Source organism: Anaerostipes sp. AF04-45 (genome assembly GCF_003461725.1).
GTDB classification, from domain to species: domain Bacteria; phylum Bacillota; class Clostridia; order Lachnospirales; family Lachnospiraceae; genus Anaerostipes; species Anaerostipes caccae.
Window position 1 is genome coordinate 450,124 of sequence record NZ_QTXQ01000001.1, and the last position, 22,166, is coordinate 472,289.

A 22,166-nucleotide genomic window follows, 5' to 3' on the forward strand; every position below is an offset into this window, starting at 1 on the left:
TTTCAGAGTGATGTATATACATGCCAAAAGGCACAGCCTAAAACCTTAATTTCACAAAGGAGGAACACACTCATGAAAGCAAATTACAACGTAACCGGAAACGACAGAAAAGCATTGGTCGCAGCCATCGAAAACCTCACCGGCGACAAGGCGATCTACATGCGTATGCCGACCTGCGCTTACGAGATCGGCGACGTCACGGTCGACAAGGAAGGCAGCGTAACCTGCGAGGACGCAGACAAGCTGGAGCGCATCATCCACAGCCTGATCGCGGATGGCTTCACACCGGAGGATACCGAAGAGATCGAAAGCGACGATGAAGCCACTGGCCTTACAGTCAGCCTCCCGATCGACAAGGTGGCGGTCGGAAACCTCACCAACCTCCTCACAGCCAAGGAAAGCCTCATCAAGAAGGCACTCGGCATTGACGACCTTGGCATCGAGGTCACAGAGGATACGGTCAGCTTTCCTTGGTTTACTGAGATGCCGGAGCCGGACGTGGTCAAGGCCTACACCCACTTCATTGCATCCCTTGGCAAGATGAGCCGGGATTTGAAGCGCATCAGTGCCACTGAAAAGGAAGTTGACAACGAGAAGTACGCATTCCGCTGCTTTCTCCTGCGGCTTGGCTTCATCGGAAACGAATATAAGGCAGAGCGCAAGATTCTCCTTAAGAATCTCTCCGGCAACTCCAGCTGGAAGAACGGCGCACCGGAAAAGGAGGTGGCAGCATGCGAATGATCACAAAAGAGCAGCTTGAAGCGCTCCGCTCCCACTACCCGGCAGGCACCCGCGTGGAACTTCTCCAGATGGACGATGTGCAGGCTCCGCCTATCGGCACCAAGGGAACCGTTACGGGAGTCGACGATACCGGCAGCCTCATGGTGAACTGGGACAACGGCTCCGGCCTGAATGTCATCTACGGCATCGACCGTGTGCGGAAGGTGGTGGACTGATATGGATGAAAAGGTAAAGGAGCAGATCCTCGCCATACGGGATACCGGCCTTACAAATATGTTCGATGTGAACACGGTGCAGCGGCTGGCCTATGAGAGAGACTTCTACGAGCTGGTTTTATACCTTGAGGATCACCGGTCTGAATACGTGAAATTCATCATGTCCGGCGAGGCATAAACTACACAATTAGGCCTCAAATGTTCCCGCAGGATTGTCACATATATTTCGATAAATAGCTTGCTATTACAGGCGTTCAGAGTGATATATGTACATACCAAAAGGGAAAACAACCACAAGGAGGAACCACCATGAAGTACACAATCGAAGCCATAGAAAACGCGAAGCCCGGAATGCGCTGGGAAGAGATCGGATGCCAGCGGACACTGGGACAGGCCTACCTTTACAGTAAGGAAGCCGGAAACGACCTGCCGAACTTCGCCGAAGTCATCTGGGATTACGACATCGAAGCGATCCTTGCAGATTGCCAGAGGCTCGGAGTAAAGGAATTCACCATCAGCTCCACATTCTCAAGCCTTATCGAGACCATTGCAAAGTTTGAGGAGCTCGGCTGCACACTGGACGGAATTGTAAAGGTCAAGGAGCGCTACACCCACTTCGGAAGCGACGAACACGCCCTCATCCCGGCCTTCAAGATGACGGTAAAGGAGGCGTAAGGAAATGTGGAGCGAAGGAGTTATTGGCATCCCGGATGCCAAGGACAAGGAAAAATACACCAAGTGTCACTACTGGGTAAAGCACTACGATGAGCCAAGCGAGACCTACGGCATCAACGGCGGCAGGATCAGCAAGCTCATGATCAAGATTGACGGCGAGACCGTTTGCAACTACGACAGAGGCTGGGACATTCATCCCACCTGTAAGGAAGCAGAGATGGCGCTTTGCATCCTGCTGGAGAACCACAACTAAGCATTAAAACCCTGAATATGAATATTCCGGGAGACTGAGCCAGAAGGCTCTTTCTCTCGTACTGATACCGGATCGCTATGGCGGTCTTTTATTTTGCCCTGAAAGGAGGCGGCCATCGTGCCAATGCGAAAACTGAAAAACTATAAGCCGACCCGCTTCATGGCAGAGACTTCTCACTACAGCAAGCAGATGGCGGACTTCGCTGTGATGTTCATCGAGCAGCTCACCCACACCAAAGGCACATGGGCAGGAAAACCCTTCGAGCTCATCGACTGGCAGGAACGAATCATCCGCGACCTGTTCGGTGTCCTGAAGCCGAACGGTTACCGTCAGTTCAATACGGCCTACATCGAAATTCCAAAGAAGATGGGAAAGTCAGAGCTGGCTGCCGCGGTCGCCCTGCTTCTTTGCTGCGGTGACGGTGAGGAACGCGCCGAAGTCTACGGCTGCGCTGCCGATAGACAGCAGGCCACCATCGTTTTTGATGTTGCTGCGGATATGGTAAGGATGTGCCCGGCGCTTAATCGGCGCGTCAAAATACTGGCCTCCCAGAAACGGATCATCTATGAGCCTACCAACAGCCTCTATCAGGTGCTCTCCGCTGAGGCCTACAGTAAGCACGGCTTTAATATCCACGGCGTGGTATTCGATGAGCTGCACACCCAACCGAACCGGAAACTCTTTGATGTAATGACAAAGGGCTCCGGCGATGCCAGAATGCAGCCGCTGTATTTCCTGATTACCACAGCCGGAAATGATACAAACACCATCTGCTATGAAGTCCACCAGAAAGCGCAGGACATCCTCGACGGCAGGAAGGTCGATCCAACCTTCTATCCGGTCATTTACGGTGCGGAACCTGACGAGGACTGGACTGATCCGGAAGTGTGGAAAAAGGCAAACCCCTCTCTCGGTATCACGGTCGGCATTGACAAGGTGGAAGCGGCCTGCGAATCGGCAAAGCAAAACCCCGGTGAAGAGAATTCCTTCAGGCAGCTGCGCCTTAATCAATGGGTAAAGCAGGCTGTCCGCTGGATGCCAATGGATAAATGGGACGCCTGTGCCTTTCCAGTCAATGAGGATGACCTCGAAGGCCGTGTCTGCTATGGCGGTCTTGACCTGTCCTCCACTACGGATATTACATCTTTTGTGCTGGTATTCCCGCCACGGGATGAAGACGACAAGTATGTGATCCTCCCGTACTTCTGGGTGCCAGAGGATACGCTGGATCTTCGCGTTAGACGCGATCATGTGCCCTACGATACTTGGGAGAAGGAAGGCGTGCTGCAGACTACCGAAGGCAACGTCATCCATTATGGTTATATCGAGAAATTCATCGAACGCCTCGGCGAGCACTTCAATATCCGTGAGATCGCATTCGACCGCTGGGGAGCAGTCCAGATGGTTCAGAACTTGGAGAACATGGGCTTTACAGTCGTGCCCTTCGGACAGGGCTTTAAGGATATGAGTCCTCCCACAAAGGAGCTCATGAAGCTGACACTTGAGCAAAAGCTCGCCCACGGCGGTCATCCTGTTCTCCGCTGGAATATGGATAACATCTTCATCCGTACTGACCCAGCCGGAAATATCAAGGCTGACAAGGAAAAATCTACAGAGAAGATCGACGGAGCCATCGCCACCATCATGGCGCTTGACCGTGCGATCCGCTGCGGCAATGACAACGGTGCTTCTGTCTATGACGACAGAGGCATTTTATTTATCTGAAAGGCAGGTGATCAATATGAGCATATTTTCAGGACTGTTTCGTTCAAGAGATAAGCCTACCAATTCAACAACCGGAAGCTCCTACCGCTTCTTCTTCGGCGGGACGACCTCCGGCAAGGCTGTAACGGAGCGCTCCGCCATGCAGATGACGGCGGTCTACTCCTGCGTGAGGATTCTGTCCGAGGCAATTGCAGGCCTGCCGATACACCTCTATCGATACGGCGAAGGCGGCAGCAAGGAAAAAGCGATAAATCATCCGCTATACTTCCTGCTTCACGATGAGCCAAATCCGGAAATGACATCCTTTGTATTCCGGGAAACATTGATGACGCATCTACTCCTGTGGGGAAACGCCTACGCGCAGATCATTCGGAACGGCAAAGGTGAAGTGGTCGCGCTCTATCCTTTGATGCCAAATCGTATGACGGTCAACCGTGATGAAAACGGAGAGCTTTATTACGAATACCAAACATCGCAGGACGAAGCGCACACGATGAACGGCAGTCGTGTGAGGCTCCAGCCGTCCGACGTACTGCATGTTCCCGGCCTTGGCTTTGACGGTCTTGTGGGCTACAGCCCGATTGCAATGGCTAAGAATGCCATCGGCATGGCAATAGCCTGCGAAGAATACGGAGCTAAGTTTTTTGCAAACGGTGCGACTCCCGGCGGCATCTTGGAGCATCCCGGTGTGGTTAAAGATCCGGAGCGTGTTAGAGAAAGCTGGAACTCTGCCTTCGGCGGCAGCTCTAATGCTAACAAGGTAGCCGTGCTGGAGGAAGGTATGAAATATACGCCTATCTCCATCTCACCGGAACAGGCGCAGTTTTTGGAGACAAGGAAGTTCCAGATCAATGAGATCGCACGTATCTTCCGCATCCCGCCTCACATGATCGGCGACCTTGAGAAATCGAGCTTCTCAAATATCGAGCAACAGTCGCTGGAATTCGTAAAATACACGCTCGACCCGTGGGTATGCCGCTGGGAACAGTCCATGCAGAGAGCCCTGCTCTCTCTGGATGAAAAGAAGGAATACTTCTTTAAGTTCAATGTGGACGGGCTTCTCAGAGGCGACTACCAGAGCCGCATGAACGGTTATGCGGTCGGACGTCAGAATGGCTGGATGTCCGCTAACGATATTAGGGAGCTTGAAAACCTCGACCGTATTCCGGAGGAGGAAGGCGGCGACCTGTACCTGATCAATGGCAATATGACCAAGCTCAAGGACGCAGGCATTTTTGCGGTCTCGGCACAGACGCAGGAGGAAGCTGATGAAACGAAGGAAACACAAACCGAACCGGAACCCGAAGACGGGCGCACCCGGTTCAGAAAGAAGGAGGCACTATGACCAGAAAGTTTTGGAACTGGGTGCGAAACGAGGAGCCGGACAGTTTTGGCTCCGACCGAACACTCTACCTCGACGGGGAAATTTCCGATGAGACATGGTTCGGCGACGAAGTAACACCCAAGCTATTTAGTGATGAACTGCATGCAGGCGATGGAAACATCACCCTCTGGATCAACTCTCCGGGCGGTGATGTTTTTGCTGCTGCGCAGATCTACAACATGCTGATGGATTACCCGCATGATGTGACGGTCAAGATTGACGCTCTTGCTGCTTCGGCGGCATCTGTTATTGCTATGGCCGGAACAAAGGTCTGCATGAGCCCCGTGGCCATGATGATGGTACACAACCCTGCGACCATCGCCATCGGTGATACCGAGGAAATGCAGAAAGCCATCGACATGTTAAACGAAGTCAAGGAATCCATTATGAATGCCTACGAAATCAAGTCCGGGCTTTCCCGCCACAAGATTTCACAGCTCATGGATGCTGAGACATGGATGAACGCCAAGGAGGCCGTGAAGCTCGGCTTTGCTGACGAGATTCTGTTCAGGGATGGTGAGAAATCTGTCCCGGAGGATACGGCTGACGCGGAGATGCTTTTCTCCCGCAAGGCTGTCACTGATTCGCTGCTTTCCCGACTGATTCCTAAGAAGAAGCCGGAAGCAAATAAACACATGGTACCAGTAACCGATCTTGAGAAGCGCCTTTCGCTTCTCGCACATTAAAGGAGGAATTTTACTATGACTCAGATTATGGAACTCATGGACAAGAGAGCGAAGGCATGGGAGGCCGCTAAGGCGTTTCTTAATAGCCACTCTCAGAACGGCGGCATGGTTTCTGCGGAGGATGCCGCAACCTACGACAAGATGGAAAAGGAAGTCACCGACCTCACCAAGGATATCGAGCGCCTGCAGCGTCAGGAGCAGATCGACAAGATGATGAGTGCACCGACTTCTACTCCGCTCACCGGAAAGCCCGGTGTAAAGGATGAACCGGAGGATAAGCCCGGCAGAGCTTCTGCAGCCTACAAGAAGGCCTTCTGGGACAACATCCGTCATCCCGGCAATCCTGCAATCCGCGATGTACTTGAGGAAGGAACCGATGCAAACGGCGGATACCTTGTTCCGATTGAATTCGAGCACACCCTTGTTCAGGCGCTTAATGAAAACAACATCATGCGTACTATCGGCTGCAAGGTCATTACCACACAGAACGAACGCAAGATCCCTGTGGCAAATGGCCACACGCAGGCGGCGTGGACTGCCGAGAACGGTGCCTACACCGAGAGCAATCCGACCTTCGCTCAGACCAGCATTGACGCTTTCAAGCTGACTGACCTCATCAAGGTGTCCGACGAGCTGCTTTCCGACAGCTTCTTTGATATTGAGGGCTACATCTCTGAGGAATTCGGTCGCGCCTTCGGTGAAGCTGAAGAGGATGCCTTCATCAACGGTGCTGTGCAGACCGGCCAGACGGCTATCGACAGACCTACTGGCCTGTTCATCCCTTCTGCCGCTGGTGGTGCTCCTTCTGGCGTTACCGCAGCTTCCGCTACGGCAATTACCGCCGATGAGCTGATCAGCCTTGTGTACTCTCTCAAGGCTCCTTATCGCAGCAAGGCGAAGTTCCTCATGAACGATGCCACTGTCGCAGCTATCAGAAAGCTCAAGGATCTGAACGGCGTCTATGTATGGCAGCCTGCACTTACTGCCGGAGAGCCCGACAGACTGCTTGGCTATCCGCTCTACACCTCTCCGAAGGTACCTACAATGGCCGCAGGCGCAAGAGCCATCGCATTCGGCGACTTCTCCTGCTACTGGATCGCTGATAGAGCCGGTCGCACGATCAAGCGTCTCAACGAGCTTTACGCTACCAACGGTCAGGTCGGCTTTACCTGCACGGAGCGTGTTGACGGCAAGCTGATCCTTTCCGAAGGCATCAAGATTCTCGACATGAAGGCAACTTCCGGTTCTTAAGACAGGGAGGTGAACGACCGTGGCTTTGATTTCAACTGAAGATGCGAAGGCCTATCTGCGCGTAGATTCGTCGGATGAGGATGCCACGGTCGGTATCCTCTTGGCCTCCGCAATTCGCTTATGTATTGATATTGCAAGACTTACGGATAATCAGTGGGAAGTGATCGACTCCGATGCCGCTTCTTCTGATGAATATACCGAGGCGGAGCTGTCTGCAATCCGTGAAACCATGAAGGTCGCTATCCTCTATACCTGTGCCTATCTCTTTGAGCACAGGGAGGAAGCCGACCACCATGCTCTTACCATGACACTGCGCTCTCTTCTTTTTGCAATACGGGAAGGAGCGTTTTCATGAATATAGCAGCTATGAGGGTGCGAGTCACCTTCCAGAAAAATACGGTCATCGTCGACAAATACGGAAACCACAAAACCGGCTGGGCGGATTATTTTTCCTGCTGGGCGACTGTCGGCACGAGCTCCGGTTCCGAATCTTCCGGTGTAGTCATCAATCCGGAGGAATCGCTGGACTTCACCTGCCGCCACTGCTCTGAGCTTGCGGATGTGGAATCGACAAAATACCGGATCATCGCGGAAGGCCGCACCTACAACATCACCTATGTGAATCCGATGGGCTATAAGCATAACAGCCTGAAATTCAACTGCAAGCTGGAGAAGAACGCATGAGTAGAAATGTATCAATAAGCGAGATGGGCGACGCCATTATGGAGGAACTCGAAAAATATTCAAAGCTCGCTACAGATGACCTGAAGGCTGCAGTGAAAGAGACTGCCGCTTCCGTCCGCAAGGATATTCAGACTGGCGCTCCGGTCGATACCGGCAAATACAAGAAAAGCTGGTCGGTCAAGAATATGCATGAGGATTCACAGAGCATTGGCCTCGTGGTGCATTCGAAAAACCGCTATCAGCTGGCACACCTTCTGGAGCACGGGCATGTGAAACGTGGCGGCGGACGTGTTCCGGCGCAGCCTCATATCGCCTCAGCCGAGGAGCGCGGAAACGAAAAGCTCGTCAATACCATCAAGCAGAAACTGGGAGGTGGATCATGACATACGACGATGTAATCACCATGTTAGAGGAAGCCGGTCTGCCGCTTGCCTACGACCACTTTGCCGAAGGCGAGTCACCAGACCCGCCCTTCCTCGTTTTTCTATATCCGGGCTCTGACAATATGTTCGCGGATGACACGGTGTTCAAGAAAATTGATGAGCTGAACATCGAATTATACACGGACGTAAAAGACCCGGAAACAGAAACCCAGATCGAGGACATCTTAATCGCCCACGACCTGCCTTATGAGAAATCTGAGGTATGGATCGAGTCGGAGAAGCTGTACGAGGTCTTATATCAAACACAGATTATAGGAGGTTAAAAACTATGTCTAACACGAGTAACAAGGTCAAGTTCGGCCTTAAAAACTGCCACTACGCAATTGCTACGCTTGCCGCTGACGGTACTGTTACCTTTGGCACGCCTGTAGCAATGCCCGGTGCCGTATCCCTTTCGCTGGATGCTGAGGGAGATAATGATCCGTTTTATGCGGACGACTCCGTATATTACATGGTTTCAAACAACAACGGTTATTCCGGCGACTTTGAGCTGGCGCTGATTCCGGAGAGCTTTCTCACGGACGTCATGCACGAGACCGAAGATGCCAACGGTGTCATTGTGGAGAACAAGGACGTGGAGCCGGAGCATTTTGCTCTGCTTTTCGAGTTCTCCGGCGATCAGAGAAAGATACGTCACTGCATGTATTACTGCAGCGCGACCCGCCCTTCCGTCACCGGCAGCACCAAGGAGGACTCTACTGAGGTGCAGACAGAGACGCTCTCCATTACGGCTTCTCCGCTCCCTTCCGGCATTGTGAAGGTCAAAACCGGCACGAACACAACAAGCGCTGTTTACGACGCATGGTACAACGCTGTATATGAGCCGAGTGCATCGGTAAGTAACGGTGAGTAAGGAGACGCAATATGGCAGTAACAAAAACAATCGAGGTTGACGGCAAGGAGGTGCAGTTCCGCGCTTCTGCCGCCATTCCTCGCCTTTACAGAAATAAGTTCCACAGGGATATTTACAAGGATTTAAACGAGCTGCAGAAAGGCATCGATGAAAGCGACGCAGAAAGCTCCAATCTGGACACTTTCAGTCTGGAGCTTTTTGAGAACATCGCATGGCTGATGGCAAAGCATCAGAATCCTGATGTCCCGGATACTCCGGAGGACTGGCTCGACCAGTTCAACACTTTCTCCATCTATGAAATCCTGCCGCAGATCATCGAGCTGTGGGGACTGAATGTGGAACAGCAGGTGGAGTCTAAAAAAAACATCATCCGACAGAGCGGGAAATGACAACCCCGCTCTTTTTACTCCGGTGCGTGCAGATCGGGCTTTCCATCTCGGAGCTTGACCTGCTCACCATCGGGACTGTCAATGACATGTACGCAGAAATGAGCAACGACGATTACAACTATCCTGCGCTCGCGACACAGGAGCAGATGGATCGATTTTAACAGGAAGGAGGTCATCGCATGGCTGACAGAATAAAAGGCATAACCGTGGAAATCGGCGGCGATACGACCGGCCTTTCCAAAGCCCTATCCGGTGTAAACAAGGAAATCAAATCAACACAGTCGCAGCTGAAGGATGTCAACAAGCTCCTGAAGCTCGACCCGACAAATACCACGCTGCTCGAACAGAAACAGAAGCTCCTACAACAGGCAGTCTCCGAAACGAAGGAAAAGCTCACACAGCTGAAGTCCGTGCAAGACCAGATGGATGCTGGACTAAAAAACGGTACCGTCACCCAGCAGCAATATGATGCATGGCAGCGTGAGATCATAGAGACCGAAAACGAGCTCAAAAACCTCGAACAGCAATGTCGGGAAACAGATACTTCTATCACGGCAACACTCCGGGCGACCGGCTCTAAACTGCAGGAGGTCGGCGGGAAAATATCGGATGTCGGCACGAGCCTGTCTACGCATGTAACGGCTCCCATTGTCGCCATCGGCGCTGCCTCCATTGCTGCCTTTAACGAGGTGGATGCTGGTCTCGACATCGTTGCACAGAAAACTGGTGCTACCGGCGATGAGCTGGAGGATATGTGCCAGATCGTAAAAGACCTCGCCACGGAGATACCGACGGACTTCGAAACTGCCGGTGCTGCTGTCGGCGAGGTCAACACCCGTTTCGGCCTGACCGGGCAGGCGCTGGATGACCTCTCGGCAAAATTCATCAAGTTTGCCCAGCTCAATGATACCGATGTTTCGACATCAATCGACAATGTATCCTCCGTCATGAACGCCTTCGGCATGGACGCTTCCGAGGCAGATAATCTTCTGGATGCCTTAAACGCTACCGGTCAGGCCACCGGCATTGATATGGACACGCTGGCAAATGCCCTCTCCTCCAATGCCGCGCAGCTGAAGGAAATGGGACTCACTGCCCAGCAGGCCGCTGGCTTTATGGGCATGGTGGAAATGTCCGGCCTTGATACATCTGCCGCCATGATGGGCTTAAAGACAGCCATGAAGAATGCAACGGCAGACGGCAAAACGCTGGATCAGGCACTTGCGGAATTCTCCACTACCATGCAGGGAAGCGGAAGCGATGCAGAAAAGCTGCAGGCGGCCTATGACCTCTTCGGAAGTAAGGCCGGTGCCTCCATTTATAATGCCGTGCAGACCGGAAAGCTCAACCTGTCGGATTTCTCCGGCTTCCTCGGAGATTTTGAAGGCAGTGTCGAGAATACCTTCAATGAGACACTCGACCCGATTGACCAGTTTCAGATGACCATGAACTCTCTGAAGGAAACCGGTGCGGAGGTCGGCAACTCCCTGATGTCAGTTCTCGCTCCTGTCCTTAAAGAGCTCTCTGACAAGCTGAAATCCCTCGCCGAATGGTGGAACAACCTCGGAGAGCCTATGCAGCAGATGATCGTAAAAATTGCACTCGTGGCTGCTGCAATCGGGCCGGTACTTGTAATCGTCGGCAAAGTTATATCCGCTGTTGGGACGATTATAACAATTATTCCTACTGTTACCACTGCTATGGCTGGAGTAAAGACGGCGATGGCTGGTCTGAATGCTGTCATGGCGGCAAATCCGATAGGCCTGATCATTACGGCCATCGGCCTGCTGGTAGCTGCGTTTATCTACCTGTGGAACAACTGCGAAGGCTTCAGAGAATTCTGGATCAACCTCTGGGAAAAGGTCAAGGAGATTGCCATTACTGTATGGACGGCGATCAAGGACTTCTTCGTCAGTATATGGGAGGCAATAAAGAACACCTTCACCACTGTGGCAAATGCAATCAGCAGTTTTCTTACCACAGCTTGGAATACGATAAAAACTACGGTTGAAACCGTGATGAATGCCATAAAGACGGTTATCTCTACGATCTGGAATGGCATCAAGAGCTTTTTTGAAACCATTTTCAATGCAATCAAAACTGTAGTGACCACCTATTTCAATATCTACAAGACGATCATCGAAACCGTCCTGAACGTGATAAAGACCGTGGTTACTACTGTTTGGAACGCGATAAAAACAGCTGTTGAAACTGTCGTGAACGCCATAAAGACGGTCATCACCACCGCATGGAATGCCATCAAGACTACGACCTCTACGATTTTCAATGCCGTAAAGAGCGTAGCCACTTCCGTTTGGAACGGTATAAAGAGCGCGGTCATGAATGTGGTGAATACCATGAAGTCCGGCATCAGTAACGGCTTCAATGCGATCAAGAGCACGGTGTCCAATATCGTAAATGGGATCAAGAGTACCATATCGAATGTGTTCAATACCATCTGGAGCACGGTATCCGGCATCGTAAACAAGCTAAAGAACGTATTCAATTTCAGCTGGAGCCTGCCGAAGATCAAGCTGCCGCACTTCTCCATCACAGGCAGCTTTTCGCTGAACCCGCCATCCATACCGCACTTTTCTGTGGATTGGTATAAGAAGGCGATGTCCGGCGGCATGATCTTAAAGGATGCGACCATCTTCGGCCAGAGCGGAGGCACACTTCTTGGCGGCGGTGAGGCCGGTGATGAAGCTGTGGTCGGTGTGAGCTCGCTGCGCTCCATGATTCAGGATGCAGTAAGCGGCGCTACCCTCAGTGTTTCAGGCGACCAGCCTCTCATCAATATCGAGGAAATGAGTGTCAGAAGCGACGACGATATCCGGAAGATTTCTCAGCAGCTCAATACTCTTCTGACTGCCGGACGCAGGGCGAAAGGACTGGTGTAACATGGGATTTTCATTTAACGGAACAACCTCCCAGTCTATGGGACTTGCGACAAGAATTACAAACGAATACCGTATGCCGGATCTTAGAAACAACACGATCACCATGCCCGGACGGCACGGTGTATTTGATTTTGGAGAAACGGTATCTGAGCGAAAGATACTGATTTCCTGCTTCATTCCTCCGGGAAAGACAGACGAGCAGTTTCTTTCAAAAAAGGACGATATTATCGAATGGCTGAATCCGGACAACGGCCTCTGCCAGCTCATTCTGGACAAGGAACCGGGACGAGTGTATGAAGCAAGGCTTACGTCCGGATTCTCCTTTGACCGGGCAGTCCGTAATTCCTGCACCTTTGATCTGGAATTTTTCTGCCCAGACCCTTATGGCTATGCCATATCAGACGAGACCTTTGATTTTGCGGAAACCGGAACCTTTACCGCGTCTCGCACTCTTGGGAATATCGAGTCCTACCCGGTCTACTCCTTAACGGGTGTAATTCCTTCCGGGACGGACTCGTATATCTCCATAACCACAAACGGCAGCGAGCTTCAGATCATTGGACGGCTTGCCGCCGGAGAAACATTGATTATTGACTCCGATCTGATGACGGCAAAAGTAGTTGATTCTAATGGAGAAACCCTCCGAAACGGTCTCCCGCTTTTGTCGGAGCTGAATTTCCCGGTCTTAAATACGGGAGATAATACCATCGTGATTGCTGTGGTCGGTACGAGTACAACATTTACGGAACTGAACATTCAAGCCAGAAGCCGCTGGAGGTGATATTGCATGGCTCTTAAAAATATATTGAATACCCAAGATGCCTTCACCGGCGAGTTCCCGGCTGCATGGGCTCCCGACGGTCTCTGGCGTTTTAACGAGTCCGAACCGGATGCAGATGATTATCTGGCGGATTCCTCCGGGAAGGATCGCAAGGCATATATTCATAACTGGAGCGGAACAACCGCAGATATGAAAACTGGCAATTTCGGTCGCTATTTTCAGATGAACATCAATAATCCTTCATCGGAGAAAACCTACCTGAAGGTAGAAAACGACGGCAGCATCTTTTCAAGCCTCGGTGAAACCATCGTGGTCGGCGGCTGGATGAAGCCCACGACATATTCAGTCGGCAACACCTATACTCCGATCTTGAATACCCGCTATGGTTCTGGACAGCCGATTTTCTATCTGTCGCTGATCAGAGGAAAACCGAGAATTATGCTGTATAACTCCTCCGGTTCCCTGATCCTCGATACATCGGTAACGCCATCATTCTCTTTGCTAAACGGCTACTGGTATTTTATCGCCTGTGTGATCAAGCCTAATGCCAAGACAGCACAGTATATCCTTGGCGATAAGAGCTCCGGCACGATTTGGCAGTCAAATGTGTTGACCTTTACCGGAGAGCTGAATCGTAGCTGCGTGGCTGACCTCATCTGGGGAATGCACGCAGACTCCTACTGGTATGCAGGCGGCTTTGATGATTGGTTCCTCGACTGTGATTCTGATCTAACCGCCGATGACCTTGAAGAATATTTTCTGGAATCGCTCTCCGCAAACGGTGCAGATCTGACCGGTGATGTGGACGCTTTGACGACAGCGGATGTCGTTACGCTTCGAGCTACAGACTCTGTCTATCCGTCAAGCGGACAGCTCATTACTGCAGCAAAGGACTGTGGCGTGACTGGCAACGGCAGAGTTTCTGTAAAAGCAGATTACTCTCCGGGAGAGACCTCTATCTCGCTTGTGGAAACGGCCACCTCAGATGACCTCTCCACTTGGACAGAGTGGCAGGCTGTCGGTGCAAACGGCGAGCTGGAATCTCCTGCAAAGAAATACATCAAATATCGCGTCACGCTTTCTACCACAAATACAGCAAGGACGCCTACGCTGATATCTATCAGTCTGTACAATAATCCAAAGCCGCTCTATACCAAACTTGGCTATGCAAGACCGGTCATTCTGGACTCAGACGGGAATGTGGAAGCTGTGCTGGATAACGCCTATGACATCATCGTGACCAGTGAGATCAACGGCGTGGATGAGCTGGAATTTAAGCTGCCGTTTCAGGACAGCAAACGCGCCTATATCGATAACGAAAAGGCCGTGCGTATTGTCAGCGACACCTATCGCATCCGCACGATTACGGACGACAAGGAAGAAAGTGGCAAGGCCATCACCACGGTCTATGCGGAGGCGGCGTTCTATGATCTTGCCTACTCCGTGAAAAAGGATGAGATTACCTTTAACGCGGACACGGCAGATGCGCCGATAGCTTATGCTCTTCAGGGAACTGACTGGGATGTGGGCACGGTTAATGTCTCCACAAAGCGTACTTGGACTTGTTCTGAGAAAAACGCGCTGGCGATCCTGCGGGCAGTACAGAACATTCACGGCGGCGACCTGATTTTTGATAACGCAAACAGAATCGTGAAGCTCCTGACCTTCTCCGGTGAGGATTCCGGCGTGCTGTTCTGCTACAAGAAAAATATGAAGTCCATTCAGCGTGTCGTTGATACAACCAGCCTGATTACAAAGCTTTACGCCTATGGCAAGGACGGCATGACCTTTGCCTCGATCAATGGCGGCAACGAGTATGTGCAGGACACGACCTATACTTCCGAAATACGAATTGCTACGCTGGATTGTTCGAACTTCACCAATCCGTATCAGATGCTGGAATATGCCAACATGCGTCTGGCGGACTATGCATCTCCTCGTATCTCCTATGTACTAAAGGCGATGGATCTGTCGGTGTTAACCGGCTATGAACATGAAACATGGGAGCTGGGCGATACGGTCATGGTGAAGGATGACGACCTGAACCTGTCTGTAAAGACCAGAATCGTCCGTAGGGAATACAACCTGCAAGAGCCTTGGAATACGGTGCTGGAGCTTTCCACTACCCTCCGGGAGCTGGGCGATTCCTCCTCACGCTGGGATAGCGCAGCCGATACGCTGGAGTCTACCGATCTGATAGACAGTCAGGAAATGAAGGATCTGGTGCCGTTTAATCACCTGCGTAATTCCAGAGCAGATTCCGGCCTTACCTACTGGCAAAACTCCGGATTTGCTGTGGATGCAGATAATGGCGTATCCGGCACGGCTTCCTTCAAATGCGAAGGTGCGCTGAATACCACAAAAAGTCTTTCACAGACCATCACGCCCGCCAACCGGCAGTGCTATACCTTTTCGGCGCAGATTGCCTCCGAGAATCTCTCAAAAGGTACGAATGGACAGGTGGGCATTGAGGTGACATTTGAATACGAGGACGGAACATCGGAAACACGATTTATAGACCTGATCTGAAGGAGGGATTTCTATGGCTTCATTTACACACGTGGCACAGGATATCTCTCCTCAGTATGGCCGCGTTACGAAGATCACCATACGGGTATGCGTGACAGACTGCACCGGTACAGTCTATATCACAGATATGCTCCTGCAGGGCGGCTCCATCGCGACCGGCTGGGTAGGACATGTATCAGAAATTCAATGGACGGAGGATGGATAAATGCCGGAGTTTACACGCTTTACAGAGACAATTACAAAAAAGCAGGCTAAGCGCGTCGTAAACATTACGGTAAAGCCCACCATCACAGATTGCACCGGTTCGGTCTGGTTTACCGATCTGATGCTGCAGGAAGGCGATAAAGTCACAGGCTTTGTCATCAATACCGAAAAACTTCTAGAAAAATATGATGGCGATGATGCGAAAGCAGGCAAGAGATTTTATAACGGCATCGTCCGCTCTGCTGCAACCTGCGTCATCTTCAATCTCGGTTCCACGGCTGCCGGTCTTGACTACAAGGTCTATCCGATTCAGACGATGGCTGCCGGGAGTATTTCGCTTGCGCTGGGTGAAGGTGCCCATAAGGCGACTTTCAAAGCAGCTGCAGCCGCCGGTGATGAATTTGACCTTTTCGCTTCTACGAGGGAGTGCCTGAAGAACGGCGCTGCAACAGCCAAGGACGGCTTTTTCCAATACTCAGCTGCCGGTGACAGCAAGCACCCAATCACGGTCGAGGATAAAAAGTCGGCTCGAATCTATGTGGAATTTCAGGAAATGCAGGACGGAGGTGATGCCCTGTGAGCTATGATTATTTGAAAGGCCGCAAATGCATGGTCTGGACATTCATGGGCAATTCCAGAATGTATCAGGCACTTGCCGCCTATGGAGACCGCCTCTCACAGGTAGGTCTCTTTTCTTTTAAGGTATCGCGCACCGGTATCATCACGGAAAGCGGCGTGGCCATTTCCAATATGCTGACCTACATCAACCGATGGCCGCACATCAAATGGCTCCTGACGATATCCAACGATGGCACAAACAGCATCTTTGCCGCTCTCCGGGATAACACAGACGGTGCTCAGGATACTTTCCTTTCGGAGATCGTCCGCATTATGGAAAAATACCCGTGGTGCGACGGCATCGACATTGACCTTGAGAAAGGCGACGGATATTCCACGCACGCTGCTTCTACGGCGATGTTTCGGAATATCTATAACACAGTAAAAGGTTATGACAGCAGCAAGCTCATGAATATCTGCCTGCCGGGTATGAATTCCATCAACGGCTCGGTCGGAGGTGAAAACTGGTGCGTTTACGGCGACCTCAACGCTTACTGCGATACGGCAGCCATCATGAGCTATGGCATGGCGTGGGCAGGTTCTGCTCCCGGCGCTGTCTCTCCAAGGGACTGGCTGGAGAGCATTTACGACTACGCGGTCACGGTCATGAATCCGGAGAAGATATTCTTCGGCCTTCCCGCATACGGCTGGAACTGGCAGATTTATGATCTTCCTGCAAACCTCGGTAAAACCTATCGCGGCACATCAAATACCTACTATGCGGCAAAGAACTGGATGACCGGGCAGTACAATTTTACAGATGATGCCCCACCGCAGCCCTTCATCCCGATCCTCGCATACTGGGATGATTACGATATGGTACCTTGGGCGCTTCCGCAGGTCTACGACTTCATGGAAGGCAGAGACGCCACAAGCTATGAGTATCCTCTGATGAACGGAACCTATAACAGGCGGCATTATCTGACGGCTTACAGCAAAGAACAACACGCTGAGTTCGGCACCATCTATGTGGATGCGGATGGAACGACAAGCTCCTACTCCGGCATTGTATCCTTTGAAAACGGCGTGGCCACTCTCGGTGATGCTGGCTCTGCCACATATACCTTTTCCGTTTCAAGCGCCGGAACCTACGACATTGCCATCCGGCTCTGCTATCCCTTCTGGGATAAAAACGGCATTTATGTTTCGATTGACGGCAACACGACGCATTTTACGGAAAGCAGGCTCTGGTGGCCATATTGGAGAAGCACCTTCTGGACGACGCTCGCCAGCAGCATTTCACTATCTGCCGGAACGCACACCATCGTGATATCCGTTGATGTAAAAGGCGTACAGTTTTACGGCTACCGTGTTTGCAGCAGCTTTTCGGAGGCTCCCTCTGCAGGCACTGCGACCTTTACGCTCTCTCCACGCCACTTTATCGACGTGGACGGCAACGAGTGTCAGCCGGACAGAGCTTTCAAGCTCACCTGCGAAATGCTGAGGCGAAAGCCAGACTCTGCCCTCATCTGGTATGAGGATTTCCGGGACTACGGTGTGCTGCAAACAAACTACTGGACGACGCTTTCAGGCTCTTGGACTGTATGGCGCGAAGATGAATATTCCGAAAGCCGCGTTTACTCCCAGCTTGACGGCTCCGGAAAGCTCGCATGGCAATACGATGGTTTTTCCGATATTCACCTGCGGGCAAGGCTGGCCTTTCCTGCGACAGGAAGTGCCAAGGCCGGAGTATTCTGCGGGGATCTGTTCTGCTGCCTGAATTATGATTCTCAGGCTGTGGAGCTTTATAACGGCAGCACGCTCCTTGGCAGCTACAGCCAGACCATAGAGCGGACAGCAAACGCCGACCTTCGTACCAATCCATCCATGTACACAGTCGAGATGCGTATCCGTGGAAACAAGGTGCGTGTCTATTCCGGATCTTCCTATACGCTTCGCTTCACTGCTACGGTCAGCGGCTTTTCCGGAGGCTATGCCGGATACCGATCAGATAACCGGACGGTCTGCGAGCTGCTCCGCCTTGGCGATGCGTGGACTTACGAGCCATACGAACGCTTTGATGTTACCTTCCCGGACGGCACAGTTACGCAGTATGGCAGGATCAGCCGGTCGAACGCCACGTGGGATACGGAATTTCAGGTGTTTACGTTGACCTCGGATATCGAGGAGGATGCGACTCGCAGCGAGAGTATTTCGCTGGATTATGAATTCTACCACTCCCATGAGCTTGCCCTGACCTGTGGGAACGATTATACGGTGACCATCACGCCAAAGGATATCGACATCTGGATAGCAAGGCTCTTTCTCGGAGACGCAGACGGCTTTTCCATCCTCTACTATCAGGATGTGGACTCGCTCGTTTACTGGGCAAACGAAGCGGCCTACCGCTGGGGAGTGAGAGGCTTTGCCATGTGGTCGCTGGGGCAGGAAGATATGCGGCTCTGGGAAGCGCTGCCAAAACAGATATAACTTTATACACGGATACAGTTCACGAGGCTGTCTGCAAAATGCAGGCGGCTTTTATTTTGCACAAAGGAGGGATTTTCTCATGAAAGAATTCTGGAACACGATCCAACTGGTATTTGCCGCTGTCGGAGGATGGCTTGGCTATTTCCTTGGCGGCTGTGACGGACTCTTGATTGCTCTGGTGATCTTTGTGACCTGCGACTACCTTACCGGCATCATATGTGCCATCGTAGACAAAAAGCTCTCAAGCGAGGTCGGCTTTAAGGGAATCTGCCGCAAGGTGCTGATCTTCCTGCTGGTAGGCATCGGAAACGTCATTGATGTTCAGGTACTCGGCCATCCGGGAGTGCTCCGCACGGCGATCATCTTCTTCTACCTGTCCAATGAAGGCCTGTCACTGACGGAGAACGCAGCACATCTCGGCCTGCCGGTACCGGAGAAATTAAAGGAGGTCTTGGAGCAGCTCCACGACCGTCACGATGAGGAGGAAAAATAATATGACGAGAAAAGGAATAGACGTCAGTCATTGGCAGGGAACCATTGACTGGAATAAGGTCAAAAAGGCCGCTATCGAGTTTGCCATCATCAAAGCTGGCGGCTCCGATGCCGGTTTTTATACGGACAGCAAATGGGAAGCAAATTACAAAGGCGCGAAGGCTGCCGGTATCCCAATCGGTGCTTATTACTTTGTCGGAAAGGACTGCGTGACTGCTGCCGCCGGAAAAGCAGACGCTGAGCGCTTCCTGCAAATCCTGAAGGGCAAGCAGCTGGAATACCCGGTCTATATGGATAACGAGGCGCAGCCCGCTTCTGCCAAAGCCGGAATCACTGAGGCCACCATTGCTTTCTGTGAAACTATGGAAGATGCCGGTTACTTCGTCGGGATCTATGGCTCCGCTGTTTCCGGTTTCAAGGAGCGCATGGATGACACGAAACTCACGCCCTACGCTCACTGGGTAGCGCAGTATGCCAGCAAATGCTCCTATAAGGGCGACTACGGCATATGGCAGTATTCTTCCAAGGGTTCTGTTGACGGCATCAGTGGTAATGTGGATATGGACTACGCCTATGTGGATTATCCTGCCATTATCCAGAACGGCGGCTTCAACGGCTTTACAAAGGCTGTGTCCGATGACAGCAAGCCTGCCACTCCTGCTCCGGTCACTCCGGCAAAGACCGTAGATGAGCTGGCGCAGGAGGTGCTGGACGGCAAATGGGGAAACGGAACTGACCGCAAAGAACGCCTCACCGCTGCCGGGTATGATTATTCTGCCGTGCAGGCAAAGGTCAATGCTCTGGTGAAAAAGCAGGAATCTACTCCTGTTTATTACACTGTAAAAAGCGGAGATACCCTCTCTGGAATTGCCAAGAAATACGGCACCACGGTTTCGGCGATCCAGAATCTCAACCCGACGCTCATAAAAAACGTCAACCTCATTCTGATCGGCTGGAAGATCAGAGTGAAATAACTGAATATCCAATCTACTATGCCTGCGAGTGTTCTTCGGAATACCCGCAGGCTTTTTTTTATTTTCCTCCGCTCAAAAAGGCAGTTCATCTCCAGTGGAAACTGGAGGTGGATATGTTATGACAGACGAAATCACAAATGTTCAATCTGGATATTTCACGCAAGAGCGGATTCAGGGCGATCTGGACTACCGCAGAGCGCAGACAATCGCAAAGAAGATGCTCGATGACGGCCTCATTTCTGTGGCTGAATTCAACAAATTAACCGCCATCAATCGGGAAACTTTCTCCCCCTTGTTCGCGGAAATAATGCCGAAAATCCCTTGATATGTAGTCGCTTTAGAGTGATGTATAGACGTACGGAAAGGAGGGACTTCCCTTGAAAAAAGTCACGAAAATCGCGGAAACAGCGAGCTCGAAAGTTAAACTCAAGAAGATCAGGGTAGCCGCCTACTGCCGCGTCTCTACGGATTCTGATGCCCAGCTTGAGAGCCTTGATGCACAGAAAACCCACTACGGAAATTACATCACATCCCGTGATGACTGGGAGTTCGCTGGACTCTATTACGACGAAGGCATTACTGGCACCAAGAAGGACAAGCGCCCGGAGCTCCTACGACTCATTGACGACTGCAAGGCCGGTAAAGTGGATTTTGTTATCACAAAATCCATCAGCCGCTTCAGCCGGAACACAACGGACTGCTTAGAACTGGTAAGAAAACTGCTCGCCCTGCACATTCCGATTTATTTCGAGAAGGAAAATATCAACACCGGCTCAATGGAGAGCGAGCTGTTTCTGGCAATTCTCTCCAGCATGGCCGAAGGCGAGTCTGTTTCCATATCAGAAAACAGCAAGTGGTCAATCCAGAAACGCTTTGAGAGCGGCACCTATAAAGTCAGCTACCCACCCTACGGCTACGATTGGGATGGCGAGCAGATGGTAATTAATCCGGAGCAGGCGGCTGTGGTAAAAGAAATCTTCGCAGCGCTGCTCTCCGGCAAAGGCACCCACGCCATCGCGGATGACCTGAACCGGCGCGGCATTCCTACCAAGCGAAACGGACGCTGGACAGCCACAACCATTCGTGGGATGCTCTCCAATGAGAAGTATGTCGGCGACTGCCTTTTCCAGAAAACGTACTCGGATTCACGCTTTGTCCGGCACAACAATCACGGCGAGCAGACACAGTACATGGTCAAGGATCATCACGAGGCAATCATCAGCCGGGAGGACTTTGAAGCTGCTCACGCTTTTATTCACCAGCGGGCAACGGAAAAAGGTGTCGTCAAAGGGAGCGACAAATACCAGAATCGCTACACCTTCTCCGGGAAGATCATCTGCGGCGAGTGCGGCGATACCTTTAAGCGCCGGATACACAGCTGCACCGGATACAAATACACCGCATGGTGCTGCAGTACCCACATCAAGGATAAAGATAAATGCCACATGCTTTTTGTAAAAGACGATGATCTGAAGCAGGCTTTCGTCACCATGATGAACAAGCTGGTCTACGCGCACAGGATCATCCTAAAACCATATGTGGACGCATTGAAAAACACTTCGTCTGATGACTCGCTTCGGCGCATTCAGGAAATACAGACCCTGTTGGCGCAAAACACAGAAAAGCGCGAGACGCTGACAAAGCTCATGACACAGGGCATCATCGACCCGATCCTTTTTAACAAGGAAACGAACGAGCTGCTTTCGCAGGCGGACAGTTGCCGGGATGAGATTAACGCCTTGAAAAACGCCGTTTCCGGAGATGTAACAAAGGTTACTGCAGCCACAACGCTTCTGCACTTTACAGAAAAAGGTGGAATACTTCAGGAATTCGATGATGCCCTGTTTAAAGAATATGTGAACCGCATCATTGTGCGCTCCAGAAATGAAGTGTGCTTTGAATTGAAATGCGGTCTGACGCTTCGGGAAAGGATGTGAAA

26 protein-coding genes are annotated in these 22,166 nt (G+C 51.6%); all 26 read left to right on the forward strand.

What is annotated here, in order from left to right; all coding sequences use genetic code 11:
• Nucleotides 1-72: 72 nt before the first annotated feature.
• The 26 genes from DWV34_RS02360 to DWV34_RS02480 all read left to right on the forward strand — a co-directional run bounded on the left by DWV34_RS02360 (nt 73) and on the right by DWV34_RS02480 (nt 22,164).
• The gene (locus DWV34_RS02360; protein ID WP_118475219.1) at nt 73-741 is read left to right on the forward strand and encodes a virulence protein; all 669 of its coding nucleotides are present in this window, start codon (nt 73-75) and stop codon (nt 739-741) included.
• Entirely contained in the window at nt 732-956 is a 225-nt protein-coding gene (locus DWV34_RS02365; protein ID WP_118475221.1) for a DUF4314 domain-containing protein, read from the forward strand. Before DWV34_RS02360 ends, DWV34_RS02365 begins: the two co-directional genes overlap by 10 nt.
• A gap of 1 nt (nt 957) precedes the next feature.
• On the forward strand, nt 958-1,134 hold the full coding sequence (locus DWV34_RS02370) for a DUF5049 domain-containing protein (protein ID WP_118475223.1): 177 nt from the start codon (nt 958-960) through the stop codon (nt 1,132-1,134).
• A gap of 131 nt (nt 1,135-1,265) precedes the next feature.
• Nucleotides 1,266-1,631 (forward strand): DUF7698 family protein, encoded by a 366-nt coding sequence (locus tag DWV34_RS02375; RefSeq protein WP_118475225.1) that lies wholly within the window; start codon nt 1,266-1,268, stop codon nt 1,629-1,631.
• 4 nt (nt 1,632-1,635) lie between these two features.
• Nucleotides 1,636-1,884 carry a DUF7678 domain-containing protein gene (locus DWV34_RS02380; RefSeq protein WP_031475233.1) on the forward strand — a complete coding sequence of 83 codons (249 nt, stop codon included), beginning with the start codon at nt 1,636-1,638 and terminating at the stop codon, nt 1,882-1,884.
• 123 nt (nt 1,885-2,007) lie between these two features.
• The gene (locus DWV34_RS02385) at nt 2,008-3,609 is read left to right on the forward strand and encodes a terminase large subunit (RefSeq protein WP_118475227.1); all 1,602 of its coding nucleotides are present in this window, start codon (nt 2,008-2,010) and stop codon (nt 3,607-3,609) included.
• 16 nt (nt 3,610-3,625) lie between these two features.
• Complete coding sequence (locus DWV34_RS02390; protein ID WP_118475433.1) at nt 3,626-4,954, forward strand: phage portal protein; 1,329 nt, start codon at nt 3,626-3,628, stop codon at nt 4,952-4,954.
• Nucleotides 4,951-5,679 carry a head maturation protease, ClpP-related gene (locus tag DWV34_RS02395; RefSeq protein WP_031475236.1) on the forward strand — a complete coding sequence of 243 codons (729 nt, stop codon included), beginning with the start codon at nt 4,951-4,953 and terminating at the stop codon, nt 5,677-5,679. Before DWV34_RS02390 ends, DWV34_RS02395 begins: the two co-directional genes overlap by 4 nt.
• Nucleotides 5,680-5,694: 15 nt before the next feature.
• Nucleotides 5,695-6,930 carry a phage major capsid protein gene (locus DWV34_RS02400; protein ID WP_009242871.1) on the forward strand — a complete coding sequence of 412 codons (1,236 nt, stop codon included), beginning with the start codon at nt 5,695-5,697 and terminating at the stop codon, nt 6,928-6,930.
• Nucleotides 6,931-6,949: 19 nt separating this feature from the next.
• Entirely contained in the window at nt 6,950-7,285 is a 336-nt protein-coding gene (locus DWV34_RS02405) for a head-tail connector protein (protein ID WP_118475229.1), read from the forward strand.
• On the forward strand, nt 7,282-7,614 hold the full coding sequence (locus tag DWV34_RS02410; RefSeq protein ID WP_118475231.1) for a phage head closure protein: 333 nt from the start codon (nt 7,282-7,284) through the stop codon (nt 7,612-7,614). Before DWV34_RS02405 ends, DWV34_RS02410 begins: the two co-directional genes overlap by 4 nt.
• Nucleotides 7,611-7,997: an HK97 gp10 family phage protein gene (locus DWV34_RS02415; RefSeq protein ID WP_118475233.1), complete on the forward strand. Its 387-nt coding sequence runs from the start codon at nt 7,611-7,613 to the stop codon at nt 7,995-7,997. The genes DWV34_RS02410 and DWV34_RS02415 overlap by 4 nt, the downstream gene beginning before the upstream one ends.
• On the forward strand, nt 7,994-8,320 hold the full coding sequence (locus DWV34_RS02420; protein WP_099224999.1) for a hypothetical protein: 327 nt from the start codon (nt 7,994-7,996) through the stop codon (nt 8,318-8,320). Before DWV34_RS02415 ends, DWV34_RS02420 begins: the two co-directional genes overlap by 4 nt.
• Before the next feature lie 5 nt (nt 8,321-8,325).
• Entirely contained in the window at nt 8,326-8,910 is a 585-nt protein-coding gene (locus DWV34_RS02425) for a major tail protein (RefSeq protein ID WP_118475235.1), read from the forward strand.
• A gap of 11 nt (nt 8,911-8,921) precedes the next feature.
• On the forward strand, nt 8,922-9,299 hold the full coding sequence (locus tag DWV34_RS02430) for a hypothetical protein (protein ID WP_099224995.1): 378 nt from the start codon (nt 8,922-8,924) through the stop codon (nt 9,297-9,299).
• Nucleotides 9,296-9,460 carry a hypothetical protein gene (locus tag DWV34_RS17345; RefSeq protein ID WP_009242878.1) on the forward strand — a complete coding sequence of 55 codons (165 nt, stop codon included), beginning with the start codon at nt 9,296-9,298 and terminating at the stop codon, nt 9,458-9,460. Before DWV34_RS02430 ends, DWV34_RS17345 begins: the two co-directional genes overlap by 4 nt.
• A gap of 18 nt (nt 9,461-9,478) precedes the next feature.
• Nucleotides 9,479-12,199, forward strand: a complete 2,721-nt coding sequence (locus tag DWV34_RS02435; RefSeq protein WP_118475237.1) for a phage tail tape measure protein — start codon at nt 9,479-9,481, stop codon at nt 12,197-12,199.
• 1 nt (nt 12,200) lies between these two features.
• Nucleotides 12,201-12,980 carry a distal tail protein Dit gene (locus tag DWV34_RS02440; RefSeq protein WP_036696184.1) on the forward strand — a complete coding sequence of 260 codons (780 nt, stop codon included), beginning with the start codon at nt 12,201-12,203 and terminating at the stop codon, nt 12,978-12,980.
• Nucleotides 12,981-13,643: 663 nt separating this feature from the next.
• Complete coding sequence (locus tag DWV34_RS02445) at nt 13,644-15,509, forward strand: phage tail spike protein (protein WP_243000797.1); 1,866 nt, start codon at nt 13,644-13,646, stop codon at nt 15,507-15,509.
• Between the two features lie 13 nt (nt 15,510-15,522).
• The gene (locus DWV34_RS02450; RefSeq protein WP_118475241.1) at nt 15,523-15,714 is read left to right on the forward strand and encodes a hypothetical protein; all 192 of its coding nucleotides are present in this window, start codon (nt 15,523-15,525) and stop codon (nt 15,712-15,714) included.
• Nucleotides 15,715-16,293 carry a hypothetical protein gene (locus DWV34_RS02455; RefSeq protein WP_118475243.1) on the forward strand — a complete coding sequence of 193 codons (579 nt, stop codon included), beginning with the start codon at nt 15,715-15,717 and terminating at the stop codon, nt 16,291-16,293. It begins immediately after the preceding gene.
• Between the two features lie 29 nt (nt 16,294-16,322).
• Nucleotides 16,323-18,761 (forward strand): glycosyl hydrolase family 18 protein, encoded by a 2,439-nt coding sequence (locus tag DWV34_RS02460; RefSeq protein WP_199485876.1) that lies wholly within the window; start codon nt 16,323-16,325, stop codon nt 18,759-18,761.
• A gap of 79 nt (nt 18,762-18,840) precedes the next feature.
• The gene (locus DWV34_RS02465) at nt 18,841-19,254 is read left to right on the forward strand and encodes a phage holin family protein (RefSeq protein ID WP_118475247.1); all 414 of its coding nucleotides are present in this window, start codon (nt 18,841-18,843) and stop codon (nt 19,252-19,254) included.
• Nucleotide 19,255: 1 nt separating this feature from the next.
• Nucleotides 19,256-20,227 (forward strand): GH25 family lysozyme, encoded by a 972-nt coding sequence (locus DWV34_RS02470; protein ID WP_118475249.1) that lies wholly within the window; start codon nt 19,256-19,258, stop codon nt 20,225-20,227.
• A 118-nt stretch (nt 20,228-20,345) separates the two neighbouring features.
• Nucleotides 20,346-20,552, forward strand: a complete 207-nt coding sequence (locus DWV34_RS02475) for an SHOCT domain-containing protein (RefSeq protein ID WP_006291492.1) — start codon at nt 20,346-20,348, stop codon at nt 20,550-20,552.
• Nucleotides 20,553-20,604: 52 nt separating this feature from the next.
• Entirely contained in the window at nt 20,605-22,164 is a 1,560-nt protein-coding gene (locus tag DWV34_RS02480; RefSeq protein WP_118475251.1) for a recombinase family protein, read from the forward strand.
• Nucleotides 22,165-22,166 lie beyond the last annotated feature (2 nt).

Bases quoted from the DNA above. Each gene is read 5' to 3' on its own strand.
- DWV34_RS02360 (WP_118475219.1), top strand. From the start codon at position 73: ATGAAAGCAAATTACAACGTAACCGGAAACGACAGAAAAGCATTGGTC.
- DWV34_RS02365 (WP_118475221.1), top strand. From the start codon at position 732: ATGCGAATGATCACAAAAGAGCAGCTTGAAGCGCTCCGCTCCCACTAC.
- DWV34_RS02370 (WP_118475223.1), top strand. From the start codon at position 958: ATGGATGAAAAGGTAAAGGAGCAGATCCTCGCCATACGGGATACCGGC.
- DWV34_RS02375 (WP_118475225.1), top strand. From the start codon at position 1,266: ATGAAGTACACAATCGAAGCCATAGAAAACGCGAAGCCCGGAATGCGC.
- DWV34_RS02380 (WP_031475233.1), top strand. From the start codon at position 1,636: ATGTGGAGCGAAGGAGTTATTGGCATCCCGGATGCCAAGGACAAGGAA.
- DWV34_RS02385 (WP_118475227.1), top strand. From the start codon at position 2,008: ATGCGAAAACTGAAAAACTATAAGCCGACCCGCTTCATGGCAGAGACT.
- DWV34_RS02390 (WP_118475433.1), top strand. From the start codon at position 3,626: ATGAGCATATTTTCAGGACTGTTTCGTTCAAGAGATAAGCCTACCAAT.
- DWV34_RS02395 (WP_031475236.1), top strand. From the start codon at position 4,951: ATGACCAGAAAGTTTTGGAACTGGGTGCGAAACGAGGAGCCGGACAGT.
- DWV34_RS02400 (WP_009242871.1), top strand. From the start codon at position 5,695: ATGACTCAGATTATGGAACTCATGGACAAGAGAGCGAAGGCATGGGAG.
- DWV34_RS02410 (WP_118475231.1), top strand. From the start codon at position 7,282: ATGAATATAGCAGCTATGAGGGTGCGAGTCACCTTCCAGAAAAATACG.
- DWV34_RS02415 (WP_118475233.1), top strand. From the start codon at position 7,611: ATGAGTAGAAATGTATCAATAAGCGAGATGGGCGACGCCATTATGGAG.
- DWV34_RS02420 (WP_099224999.1), top strand. From the start codon at position 7,994: ATGACATACGACGATGTAATCACCATGTTAGAGGAAGCCGGTCTGCCG.
- DWV34_RS02425 (WP_118475235.1), top strand. From the start codon at position 8,326: ATGTCTAACACGAGTAACAAGGTCAAGTTCGGCCTTAAAAACTGCCAC.
- DWV34_RS02430 (WP_099224995.1), top strand. From the start codon at position 8,922: ATGGCAGTAACAAAAACAATCGAGGTTGACGGCAAGGAGGTGCAGTTC.
- DWV34_RS17345 (WP_009242878.1), top strand. From the start codon at position 9,296: ATGACAACCCCGCTCTTTTTACTCCGGTGCGTGCAGATCGGGCTTTCC.
- DWV34_RS02435 (WP_118475237.1), top strand. From the start codon at position 9,479: ATGGCTGACAGAATAAAAGGCATAACCGTGGAAATCGGCGGCGATACG.
- DWV34_RS02440 (WP_036696184.1), top strand. From the start codon at position 12,201: ATGGGATTTTCATTTAACGGAACAACCTCCCAGTCTATGGGACTTGCG.
- DWV34_RS02445 (WP_243000797.1), top strand. From the start codon at position 13,644: ATGCACGCAGACTCCTACTGGTATGCAGGCGGCTTTGATGATTGGTTC.
- DWV34_RS02450 (WP_118475241.1), top strand. From the start codon at position 15,523: ATGGCTTCATTTACACACGTGGCACAGGATATCTCTCCTCAGTATGGC.
- DWV34_RS02455 (WP_118475243.1), top strand. From the start codon at position 15,715: ATGCCGGAGTTTACACGCTTTACAGAGACAATTACAAAAAAGCAGGCT.
- DWV34_RS02460 (WP_199485876.1), top strand. From the start codon at position 16,323: ATGGTCTGGACATTCATGGGCAATTCCAGAATGTATCAGGCACTTGCC.
- DWV34_RS02465 (WP_118475247.1), top strand. From the start codon at position 18,841: ATGAAAGAATTCTGGAACACGATCCAACTGGTATTTGCCGCTGTCGGA.
- DWV34_RS02470 (WP_118475249.1), top strand. From the start codon at position 19,256: ATGACGAGAAAAGGAATAGACGTCAGTCATTGGCAGGGAACCATTGAC.
- DWV34_RS02475 (WP_006291492.1), top strand. From the start codon at position 20,346: ATGACAGACGAAATCACAAATGTTCAATCTGGATATTTCACGCAAGAG.